Annotated in this window: 15 protein-coding genes; 4 read left to right on the top strand and 11 right to left on the bottom strand. The window is 31.9% G+C overall.

The window, feature by feature from the left end; translation table 11 throughout:
• Positions 1 to 92 precede the first annotated feature (92 nt).
• From G0Q09_RS14225 to G0Q09_RS14180, 10 genes are all read right to left on the bottom strand, one after another.
• Complete coding sequence (locus G0Q09_RS14225; RefSeq protein ID WP_219035374.1) at positions 93 to 386, bottom strand: hypothetical protein; 294 nt, start codon at positions 384 to 386, stop codon at positions 93 to 95.
• 2 nt (positions 387 to 388) lie between these two features.
• Positions 389 to 721: a PadR family transcriptional regulator gene (locus G0Q09_RS14220; protein WP_125350649.1), complete on the bottom strand. Its 333-nt coding sequence runs from the start codon at positions 719 to 721 to the stop codon at positions 389 to 391.
• Between the two features lie 62 nt (positions 722 to 783).
• The gene (locus G0Q09_RS14215; protein ID WP_125350648.1) at positions 784 to 1,347 is read right to left on the bottom strand and encodes a DUF1572 family protein; all 564 of its coding nucleotides are present in this window, start codon (positions 1,345 to 1,347) and stop codon (positions 784 to 786) included.
• Positions 1,348 to 1,353: 6 nt separating this feature from the next.
• Positions 1,354 to 1,872 (bottom strand): DUF421 domain-containing protein, encoded by a 519-nt coding sequence (locus G0Q09_RS14210; protein WP_219035373.1) that lies wholly within the window; start codon positions 1,870 to 1,872, stop codon positions 1,354 to 1,356.
• A gap of 66 nt (positions 1,873 to 1,938) precedes the next feature.
• Positions 1,939 to 2,121: a hypothetical protein gene (locus G0Q09_RS14205; RefSeq protein ID WP_038333804.1), complete on the bottom strand. Its 183-nt coding sequence runs from the start codon at positions 2,119 to 2,121 to the stop codon at positions 1,939 to 1,941.
• Entirely contained in the window at positions 2,121 to 3,029 is a 909-nt protein-coding gene (locus G0Q09_RS14200) for a M28 family metallopeptidase (protein ID WP_219035372.1), read from the bottom strand. The genes G0Q09_RS14205 and G0Q09_RS14200 overlap by 1 nt, the downstream gene beginning before the upstream one ends.
• Positions 3,030 to 3,068: 39 nt before the next feature.
• Positions 3,069 to 3,737, bottom strand: coding sequence for a sterol desaturase family protein (locus G0Q09_RS14195; RefSeq protein ID WP_219035371.1), 669 nt, complete (start codon positions 3,735 to 3,737; stop codon positions 3,069 to 3,071).
• A gap of 133 nt (positions 3,738 to 3,870) precedes the next feature.
• A complete protein-coding gene (locus G0Q09_RS14190) occupies positions 3,871 to 5,154 on the bottom strand; it encodes a citrate synthase (protein WP_219035370.1) in 1,284 nt (427 codons plus the stop codon).
• 80 nt (positions 5,155 to 5,234) lie between these two features.
• On the bottom strand, positions 5,235 to 6,527 hold the full coding sequence (gene eno / locus G0Q09_RS14185) for a phosphopyruvate hydratase (protein WP_038333789.1): 1,293 nt from the start codon (positions 6,525 to 6,527) through the stop codon (positions 5,235 to 5,237).
• A gap of 206 nt (positions 6,528 to 6,733) precedes the next feature.
• A complete protein-coding gene (locus tag G0Q09_RS14180) occupies positions 6,734 to 7,183 on the bottom strand; it encodes a hypothetical protein (protein WP_125350642.1) in 450 nt (149 codons plus the stop codon).
• 134 nt (positions 7,184 to 7,317) lie between these two features.
• Between G0Q09_RS14180 and greA the strand changes: the two genes are divergently transcribed.
• The 4 genes from greA to G0Q09_RS14160 are packed head-to-tail and all read left to right on the top strand — an operon-like array spanning position 7,318 to position 9,169.
• Positions 7,318 to 7,797, top strand: coding sequence for a transcription elongation factor GreA (greA, locus tag G0Q09_RS14175; protein WP_219035369.1), 480 nt, complete (start codon positions 7,318 to 7,320; stop codon positions 7,795 to 7,797).
• 22 nt (positions 7,798 to 7,819) lie between these two features.
• Positions 7,820 to 8,212 (top strand): HIT family protein, encoded by a 393-nt coding sequence (locus G0Q09_RS14170; RefSeq protein WP_114999218.1) that lies wholly within the window; start codon positions 7,820 to 7,822, stop codon positions 8,210 to 8,212.
• Positions 8,213 to 8,215: 3 nt separating this feature from the next.
• Positions 8,216 to 8,785, top strand: a complete 570-nt coding sequence (locus G0Q09_RS14165) for a tetratricopeptide repeat protein (protein ID WP_219035368.1) — start codon at positions 8,216 to 8,218, stop codon at positions 8,783 to 8,785.
• The gene (locus G0Q09_RS14160) at positions 8,786 to 9,169 is read left to right on the top strand and encodes a hypothetical protein (RefSeq protein ID WP_219035367.1); all 384 of its coding nucleotides are present in this window, start codon (positions 8,786 to 8,788) and stop codon (positions 9,167 to 9,169) included.
• Here the strand turns inward: G0Q09_RS14160 and G0Q09_RS14155 are convergent.
• A complete protein-coding gene (locus G0Q09_RS14155; protein WP_219035366.1) occupies positions 9,166 to 9,594 on the bottom strand; it encodes an NUDIX hydrolase in 429 nt (142 codons plus the stop codon). The genes G0Q09_RS14160 and G0Q09_RS14155 overlap by 4 nt on opposite strands.
• Positions 9,595 to 9,791: the final 197 nt, after the last annotated feature.

The following is a 9,791-nucleotide window of genomic DNA, read 5'->3' as shown; positions in this document are numbered from 1 at the left end:
TGTTCTTGGATGATTTGTGTTACAGATTTTTTCATAATAAACTGTGTTTTATAAATTTAATAAAATTAAATAAGGTGGATTACTAACCCACCTTATTTTATGTTTACACAGTTTTTTGGACACTGTCTCCAAATTAAATTATTGTATTTTTTTTGAAGCGAAAACCTTCTTTTATCTACAATTTCAGAAAAACCAAATATTCCAAACTTCTTAAATTCATTTTGTAAAGCATCTTCAAAAGTTATAGTTTCATTTATTTCCCATTGTTCTTCAATTCCACAAGCCAAATGATCGGCTAATTCCAATTGCAAATCATAATACTCAACATAATGCTGACGCGTAAAATCGATTAATTTTTGAACTTCAAAAGCAGAAATTTTTCTCATGATTAAATCAATTTAGGGTTCAATAATTTTTGGATTTGTAGCATTGTTTCTGTTAACAATTGAATTCTTTTTACAGATTCTTTAGTTCCAAACTCAGTCAACTTATAATATTTTCTTATTCGACCTTCTACTCGCTCAGCTTCCACTTCAATTATATTCTCAGCTTCCAGCTTATGTAAAATAGGATACAATGCACCCTCTTTTAACTCAAATTCATCTTGCGTTAAAATTCTAATTTTTTGAATGATTTCATAACCATACATTCTTTTATGATCTTGTAATAGTTTTAAAATAATCGGTTGCAGAGTTCCTTTATAAAATTGAACATCTTTCATATACCTAAGTTTCTTATGTAATTTAAGATAAATAATTCAATTAAAAACACTTTAACTAAAATTTATTTCAAAAACTCATCTGTAAAATGTTGTGTTTTCTTTTCTGAAGAAAATTTCGTTTGATTATAATCTGCTGATTTATTCTTCGGAATCGAAAGTGAATTCCATTCATTGTCCTTTATTAATTTTCCTATAAAAACAATTTGACCAACATCATACGGATAATGCGCCAATTGACGATTAATCGCTTCTATTACTGTATGTCCTTCATTTCGGATATAAATAATTTGCTGTAAATCTTCGTCGGTTTTAATTTGTGCTAAAGCATCAAACAAATACTTCCAACCTTTCTCCCATTTATCTAAAAGTTGTTCTTTAGTTTTGATTCTATCTTCAAATTCTTCATCACGATTTCGCCACTCTTTTTCACCATCTGTTGTCAAAAAATCAGTCCAACGCGACAACATATTTCCTGAAAGATGATTCACGATAATCGCAATGCTATTTGAGTTTTCATTGTATTGCCAAAACAATTCTTCATCCGTTAATTGTGAAAATGTTTTTTCACCCAAATGTTTATAATACTGGAATTGTTTGATAATCCCGTTTACTAAATTATTTTCCATATTCTGTTAATTAGTTCCTTGCAAATTTTTGTGATTATGCTTGCGTTTATAATGCGTTTCCTTAAATTGATTTTTATCCGTTGTCACTATTGAGATATTTCCATCAATCTCCATCATCGCCAATTTCACATCTTTAATATGTTCTACACCATGTTCGCGCATTGCTTCGTTCAATTCTTCCGAATTAATTCTCAATTTGCTCAACATTGTAAAATCAGCTTTTCCATTATGGATTAAAATTTCAGATTTTTGTTCAATTAAGTTTCCTAAAAATTTATTTTTCAACATTATTCTTTTGACAATAAAATTTAAAAGAAACAATACAAAAGCTGCTATCAATCCTCCTTGCAAACTCGAATCTGAACCAACCATTGCATTTTGTACAGCGTTACTAATTAATAAAATTAAGATTACATCAGCCGTATTTAATTGGGATAATTGCTGTTTACCAAAAATTCTAAGTGCAATTAACATAAAAAAATACACCGAAATACAGCGCAAAACAATTTCTAAATAACCTTCCATACATTTATTTTAAGTAAATAAAAGGTACTAAAAAATCCGTTCTGAAATTGGAACGGATTTAAAAATTTATTTTGATTTTCTAAGAATAGAAATTCTGGAAACTCTTAAAATTAAATAGATAATTGCGAGATAAAACTTTTTCTCATAAAACAATTCAAGACCTCTTATTGGGAAAAATTTTTCTGATAAAAACGCTAACAATAAAATTACAATAACCGCAATACTAACAATATTAATTGCTTTATCCATTAGTTGTTATATTTTGGTTGAATATTTTTCTTCATCATTTCGTATAAAGAATGTCCAATTCCTTGTGTAATCTCTGACAGATTTTCGAAATTAATCACCGAAACTTCATCGTTTTTTTGATGATAATGATGTTGATTCTCCATGTTTACAGAAGAAAGCGCATGCGATACCACTTTATGATTCACAAAATTTACATTATCCGAACGATAAAATAATTGTTGCTGCAAATAAGGGTCGTTTTCAACTTTGAATGTTTTAGTAGAATTATTATTCATCAAATTCATCAAATCCGAACGGTCGCTACCTGTCATATATACTTTTCCTTCGCCGAAAGCAGAAACAGTTCCAATCATTTCTAAATTCAACATCACTTTCATATTTGGTAAATAAGACTGAAAATCTGTGTTTTCTACCAACATTTTAGAGCCAATTAATCCAATTTCTTCCGCATCAAAAGCCATAAACATCATAGTTTGCTTAACTTTTTTGTTTTTGAAATAATCAGACAAAGCCATTACAGCCGAAGTTCCACTTGCATTATCATCTGCTCCATTAAAAATTTTATCCTCACCTTTGTCATCTGTTCCAACATGATCAAAATGCGCACCTACAGCGTAAATATCAGACGATTTACCTTCTTTAATTCCGCAAACATTTTGTCCTGTTTTGCCTTTATATTCAAATTCGATTAAATATGAATCACCAACACAAGGTTTTAATTTATTTTGTTTGAATTTTTCAGCAATCAATTCAGCAGCCAATCGATTTTCGGGCGTTCCAAATTTTCGACCCTGCATAGCATCAGAGGCTAATTCTTCGACATATTTCTTTTGATTTTCTTTAGAATACTGCGCGTTTGCTTGATTGAAAGCAAGTAATCCAATTGCAAGTAAAGTATATTTTTTCATTTTTATATGTGTGATTAATTTGACGGAAGATACGAAAAATTAACTTTTCTTCTCAAACATCAATTCTTTTACTTTTTCTTTGTCTTCTTTTTCATTCTTTAGATCGAACATTGTTCCGAAAATACGATCCCAAAAGGTATTTGAAACGCCAAAGCCTAATTCTTCGTCTTTATAATGATGCAAATGATGATTGCGCCAAAGTGGTTTCATAAACTTGAAAGGTGGTGCAATAGCATGAATCAAATAATGCATAGATGCATACAATAAATAGCCAATCATAAACCCCGGAAAGAAAGCAAAGGCATATTTCCCTAAAATTAAATATTGAATCAAGAAAATGATTGACGCCAAAAGAATACTTGGAACTGGAGGCATAAACAAACGTTGTTTATCGCGCGGATAATGATGATGATTCCCGTGAAAAATGTAAACAATTCGTTTTAGACTTGGTTGTTCGGCTGTCCAATGAAAAAGATAACGATGTGCAAAATATTCGAATAAAGTCCAAAATAACATCGCTCCAAAAAATAGACTGACAACTGTTAAGACTGATAAATCGTAACTAGAAATTCCATAATAAATACAATAGGAAAGTAGAGGAATGTACATTCCCCAAATAACTGCGGGATGACCTTTTGTCAACATTTCGAGGTATTTGTTTTCGAAGATTTGCGCTTGACCTTTATTATGTATTTTCTCAAATTTCATGGTTACAAAATTTAATTTACTTAAAAATAAGGTTTTAACATATTTTAAACAAACAATCTCTAAAAATTAATTGTTAAAAAAAATCCGAAAATCAAAGTTTGATTTTCGGATTATATGATAAATAAGAAAATTCTTATCTGTTTTCAATTTCAACGTAATCACGTAATGGTGCTCCTGTGTATAATTGACGAGGGCGACCAATTGGTTGATTTGTTTCGCGCATTTCCATCCATTGTGCAATCCATCCTGGTAAACGTCCAACAGCAAACATAACTGTAAACATTTCAGTTGGGATATCTAACGCTTTGTAGATAATTCCTGAATAGAAATCTACGTTTGGATATAAGTTTCTTGATTTGAAATACTCGTCTTCTAAAGCAGCTTGTTCTAATTTTTTCGCAATATCTAAAATAGGATCATTGATTCCTAATTTCTCTAAAACGTTATCCGCAGCTACTTTGATGATTTTCGCACGAGGGTCAAAGTTTTTATAAACACGGTGTCCAAATCCCATTAAACGGAATGGATCGTTTTTATCTTTTGCTTTAGCTAAGTATTTTTCAACATCTCCACCATCATTTTTGATCGCTTCTAACATTTCTAATACTGCTTGGTTAGCACCTCCGTGTAATGGTCCCCATAATGCAGAAATACCTCCAGAGATAGAAGCAAATAAACCTGCATGAGAAGAACCTACTAAACGTACACTTGATGTAGAACAGTTTTGCTCATGATCTGCGTGTAAGATTAATAATTTGTCAATTGCATCAATAATAACTGGATCTAAGTCTAATTCTTGACCTGGTTTTTTGAATAATAATTGATAAAAATTTTCTACATAAGATAATTTATCGTTAGAGTAGTTAACTGGTAATCCTTTAATTTTTCTTTGTGTCCAAGACGCTAATACTGGGAATTTACCTAATAAAGTAACTGCCGCTTTGTACATATCATCTGGAGAAGTAACATCAACAACTTTTGGGTTGAATGCTGATAAAGCAGCTGTTAAAGATGTTAATACTCCCATTGGGTGAGCAGAACTTGGGAATGCATCTAAGATTTTGATTAAATCTTCTGACACATAGTTATACTCATTAATATCAGCGATAAATTTATCTAATTCAGCTTGTGTAGGTAATTCTCCTTTGATTAACAAATACATTACTTCTACGAAAGAAGATTTCTCTGCTAATTGTTCAATAGGATATCCACGGTACATCAACTTACCTTCTTCACCATCTAAAAATGTAATTCTAGATTCGCATGCCCCTGTATTTTTGTAACCTGGATCCATTGTGATTAATCCAGTAGCACTTCTTAACTTGGAAATATCAATAGATTTTTCATCCATTGTACCAGTTGTAACAGGTAGCTCCAACTCATTTCCGTTGTAATTTAATATTACCTTATCTGACATTTTATAGTTTATATTATTTATTGCGTAATTTACACTTTTTTTATTAATTTGAGACTGATAAATATCAGTCTCAAATTATTTTATCGCTTAACTTTAAAAGCCTTAAGCCCTGGAAAAATTGCAGTTTCTCCAAGAATCTCTTCAATACGTAATAATTGGTTGTATTTCGCCATACGATCAGAGCGAGAAGCAGAACCAGTTTTGATTTGTCCTGTGTTCAAAGCAACAGCTAAATCTGCAATTGTAGCATCTTCTGTCTCTCCAGAACGGTGAGACATAACTGCTGTATAACGTGCATTTTGCGCCATTTGTACTGCTTTGATCGTTTCTGTTAACGTACCAATTTGATTGAATTTTACTAAGATAGAATTTGCTGTTTCAGCATCAATTGCTTTTTCTAATTTAGTTACATTCGTTACCAATAAATCGTCTCCAACAATTTGAACACGTTTACCGATTTTATCTGTTAAGATTTTCCAACCTTCCCAATCGTTTTCATCCATACCATCTTCAATAGAAATAATTGGATATTTCTCTGTCAATTCTGCTAAATAAGCTGCTTGCTCTGCAGAAGTACGGATAGCTCCTTTCTCTCCTTCGAATTTTGTATAGTCATATTTTCCATCGTGATAGAATTCTGATGATGCACAATCTAATGCAATCATAATTTCTTCACCTGCTTTGTAACCTGCTTTTTCTATTGCAGAAATTACAGTATCTAAAGCATCTTCTGTACCGTCAAAAGTTGGTGCAAAACCACCTTCGTCACCTACTGCTGTAGATAAACCACGGTCGTGTAAAATTTTCTTTAATGCATGAAAAACTTCTGTTCCTTTGCGTAACGCATCAGAAAAAGATTCTGCCTGAACTGGCATAATCATGAATTCTTGAAATGCAATAGGCGCATCAGAGTGAGAACCTCCATTTACGATATTCATCATTGGAACTGGTAATGTGTTTGCATTAACTCCTCCGATGTATCTAAACAATGGTAAACCTAATTCTTCTGCTGCAGCTTTTGCTACCGCCAAAGAAACACCCAAAATTGCATTAGCACCCAATTTAGCTTTGTTTTCAGTTCCATCTAAATCAATCATTACTTGATCGATTAAATTTTGTTCGAAAACAGAAAAACCAATTAATTCTGGAGCAATCACTTCATTTACATTCTCGATAGCTTTCAAAACTCCTTTACCTAAGTACAAGTCTCCACCATCACGTAATTCTACTGCTTCATACTCTCCTGTAGATGCTCCTGATGGAACAGCTGCACGACCTAAAACACCTGATTCTGTATACACGTCTACTTCTACAGTTGGGTTACCACGAGAATCTAAAATTTGTCTTGCATGGATATGCGAAATAATGCTCATTATTAATATTTTTTAATTGATAAAATTTTGATTTACCAAAAATAATGGATTTGAGTAATCTTTACAACGAAATTATCTTTTTTTAAAAATAATTTAATTCAAAAACAATTCGAAAAATTTATGCATGCATAATAAAGAAGTATAATTTCGATGCCTGCAAAGATTATTATTTTTTGAGTGAATTAAAAAAACTTTAGATAAAAAATTTAATTCGTTATTGTAAGCGTTCCATTTGCATTTACATACACTTGGTATGTTCTTGGCGCTCTATTCGCTACTTTTGTAGGTTGTCCTGTCAATAAAATCCATTCAGAATTATCTGCATCACACACAATACTGATGTCATTCTTTACATACAGAGTGGTTTCTGCACCAGGACAAATATGCGGTGCATTACGATCGTAAGCTTTGAAACCAGAAGCTGTACGTACCACAATCAAACCTCTAGAACCTGCTGTTGCTCCATCAACATATACCCATCCTCCTGGATTATTTAGATTAGAATATAATGGTAAATTGATATTGATTGATACATTCACAATTGTATTTGGCACACAACTTACTGTACCATCATCTGAATTGCAGCCTTGAAATAAGCCAGCAAAAACACAAACCAAAATAACCTTATTTAGAATCGTTTTAATAAATTGTTTCATTTTTAATTTGCTGTATTTTTTTTATTATCTTTGTAGTACAATAACTAAATAGTCCTGCGCATAGTATTACATATGTGTAGGATTATTTATTTTATAAGACCTATTTAATAAAAAATTAATTAAACATTGTTGTTATGGCAAATATACAATATGTAACGAAAGAAGGATTAGAAAAGTTGCGTGAAGAGCTTCATCAGTTAGAAACTTTTGAGCGTCCAAAAATTTCGCAACAAATTGCTGATGCGCGTGATAAAGGAGATTTATCTGAAAATGCAGAATACGATGCTGCAAAAGAGGCTCAAGGAATGTTAGAGATGCAAATTGCTAAATTGAAAGAAGTTGTAGCATATGCACGCGTAATTGATGAATCTAAATTAGACCATTCTAAAGTATCAATATTATCAAAAGTTAAAATAAAAAATACAGCGAACGGACAAGAATTAGTGTACACTTTGGTACCTGAATCTGAAGCTGATTTAGCTAAAATGCGTATCTCTGTGAATACTCCAATCGCAAAAGGATTGTTAGGAAAATCACTTGGAGAAGTTGCAGAAATTAAATTACCTAACGGAATGACTTTAAATTTTGAAATTTTAGAAATATCTTTGGACTAAGATTTCAAAAATTAAAAAACATATGGCAAGCATTTTCACTAAAATAATAAACGGAGAAATACCATCATACAAAATTGCCGAAAACGATAAGTACATCGCTATTTTGGACGCTTTTCCTTTGGTAGAAGGTCATGTATTGGTTATCCCGAAAAAAGAAGTCGATAAAATCTTCGATTTAGACAAAGAAACCTATTTAGGTTTAATGGACTTTTCTTACGAAATTGCACAAGCTATAGAAAAAGCAATACCTTGTTTACGCGTTGGCGTAGCTGTTGTTGGTTTAGAGGTACCACATGTACATGTGCATTTGGTTCCTCTAAATACAATGCAAGATATCAATTTCTCAAATCCAAAACTTCAATTATCTGCCGAGAAAATGATCGAAATTGCAGATAATATCAAATCATATTTATAATCGATGAACAAATACATTAAATTAGTAATCGCCGCTGTATTAATCGTTTTAGCAATCTTTTTGTTTACCATTCGCGAATACGGTTGGGGATTTGTTTCGTTATTAGTCACTGTATTTCCAATTTTATTCTATTTCAGAAACGAAAACATCTTGTTAGCTTTCTGGTTTTTACGTAAAGAGGATATGGCAAAAGCGAAAAAATGGTTACAAAAGATCAAAAATCCATCATCAGAATTAATTCCTAAACAAATGGGATATTACCACTACATGATGGGAATTACTGAAGCGCAGGACAATGTAGGGGTTTCAGAAAAATATATGAAAGAAGCCTTAAACTACGGTTTATCGTTTGATCATGACAGAGCAATGGCTAATTTATCTTTGGCTGGAGCTGCAATGTCAAAAGGTAAAAAGAAAGAAGCGGAAGGTTACATTAAAGAAGCGAAGAAAAACGATTCGAAAGGAATGTTTACAGATCAAATCAAAATGATGAATGATCAAATGAAACGTTTCAACGTAAGTAATTCGCAATTACAAAACCCACATATGCGTCACAAAGGACGTAAATTCTAAATGGATATATCAAAAATTACAGAAGAATCATCATCAAACACCAACAAGTGGAAACTGATTGAAGAATTCTTTCAACAAAATTTCACAGACGGTGAAAGACCAGATTTAGATACGATTCTTTTTTTGATCGGTGTTCAAGAATTAGGACAAGGAAAAAAACGATTCAAAAAAGATGATAAACTCAATTTATTACACATTGCAGTTTGTCGCGTGTTAGAACCTTTTGGTTTTTATCGTTTCGATGGATTAGATCCAGATGGTTGGCCACATTTTGAGTTGTTGGAAGATTTACCACCTCTCAAAACAAATGAACAAACCTTGTTAATGAAATACGCCGTTATACAGTATTTTGATGATCAAAAAATAATAAACTTCGAGTCTTAAGATTCGAAGTTTTCTTTTTTATACAAATCAACTACCACTTTATCTGCGTCTAACGTAAATTTCTCTACATTCAATTCTTCTTTGGATAACCACAACAATTCGTTGATATCCGCATCCAAAACTTTCAATTTATCCAATGCTTTCTCTGTAATTGTCGCTTTATAATAAATCAATAAAACCTGTTCTGTCGAATCAAAAGCATTCAACACAAAAAAATCTTGTGTATAAAAATGTTCATGAACTTCTACTTTCAAATTCAATTCCTCTTTTATCTCTCTCCTTATACAATCTTTTGTTCCTTCACCAAACTCCAATCCACCGCCAGGAAACTTATAAATTAACTCTCCCTGAAACGGCTCGTGAATCACCAATACCTTTCCCTTGTGTTCCAATAACGCATATACACGCACATTAAATGGTTTCATATCCTGTTTACTTTAAAACCTAAATATATAAAAATTCTTCATTCAAATGCGTATTATTATAGCGTTCCCTTCGGTCGGGCTATCCGTTGCAATCTTTTGTAGAAGAAAATTGGAAGTGATTACAGGAAAATCCAATTTCTACAAAAGGATTTCCACTACTATCCCTAACGCGGGTTGTAAGTTCTGAGTTTTGAGTA

The sequence above is a fragment of the Empedobacter falsenii genome (assembly GCF_019308355.1).
Classification (GTDB): Bacteria; Bacteroidota; Bacteroidia; order Flavobacteriales; family Weeksellaceae; genus Empedobacter; species Empedobacter falsenii_B.
Note: the sequence above shows the minus strand (reverse complement) of the source record. Positions and strands in the feature narration are given on the sequence as shown.

Excerpts from the sequence above, each read along its gene's own strand:
- G0Q09_RS14155 (WP_219035366.1), bottom strand. The coding sequence starts at position 9,594 with ATGAAACCATTTAATGTGCGTGTATATGCGTTATTGGAACACAAGGGA.
- G0Q09_RS14195 (WP_219035371.1), bottom strand. The coding sequence starts at position 3,737 with ATGAAATTTGAGAAAATACATAATAAAGGTCAAGCGCAAATCTTCGAA.
- eno (WP_038333789.1), bottom strand. The coding sequence starts at position 6,527 with ATGAGCATTATTTCGCATATCCATGCAAGACAAATTTTAGATTCTCGT.
- G0Q09_RS14210 (WP_219035373.1), bottom strand. The coding sequence starts at position 1,872 with ATGGAAGGTTATTTAGAAATTGTTTTGCGCTGTATTTCGGTGTATTTT.
- G0Q09_RS14205 (WP_038333804.1), bottom strand. The coding sequence starts at position 2,121 with ATGGATAAAGCAATTAATATTGTTAGTATTGCGGTTATTGTAATTTTA.
- G0Q09_RS14220 (WP_125350649.1), bottom strand. The coding sequence starts at position 721 with ATGAAAGATGTTCAATTTTATAAAGGAACTCTGCAACCGATTATTTTA.
- G0Q09_RS14200 (WP_219035372.1), bottom strand. The coding sequence starts at position 3,029 with ATGAAAAAATATACTTTACTTGCAATTGGATTACTTGCTTTCAATCAA.
- G0Q09_RS14225 (WP_219035374.1), bottom strand. The coding sequence starts at position 386 with ATGAGAAAAATTTCTGCTTTTGAAGTTCAAAAATTAATCGATTTTACG.
- greA (WP_219035369.1), top strand. The coding sequence starts at position 7,318 with ATGGCAAATATACAATATGTAACGAAAGAAGGATTAGAAAAGTTGCGT.
- G0Q09_RS14215 (WP_125350648.1), bottom strand. The coding sequence starts at position 1,347 with ATGGAAAATAATTTAGTAAACGGGATTATCAAACAATTCCAGTATTAT.
- G0Q09_RS14160 (WP_219035367.1), top strand. The coding sequence starts at position 8,786 with ATGGATATATCAAAAATTACAGAAGAATCATCATCAAACACCAACAAG.
- G0Q09_RS14180 (WP_125350642.1), bottom strand. The coding sequence starts at position 7,183 with ATGAAACAATTTATTAAAACGATTCTAAATAAGGTTATTTTGGTTTGT.
- G0Q09_RS14170 (WP_114999218.1), top strand. The coding sequence starts at position 7,820 with ATGGCAAGCATTTTCACTAAAATAATAAACGGAGAAATACCATCATAC.
- G0Q09_RS14165 (WP_219035368.1), top strand. The coding sequence starts at position 8,216 with ATGAACAAATACATTAAATTAGTAATCGCCGCTGTATTAATCGTTTTA.
- G0Q09_RS14190 (WP_219035370.1), bottom strand. The coding sequence starts at position 5,154 with ATGTCAGATAAGGTAATATTAAATTACAACGGAAATGAGTTGGAGCTA.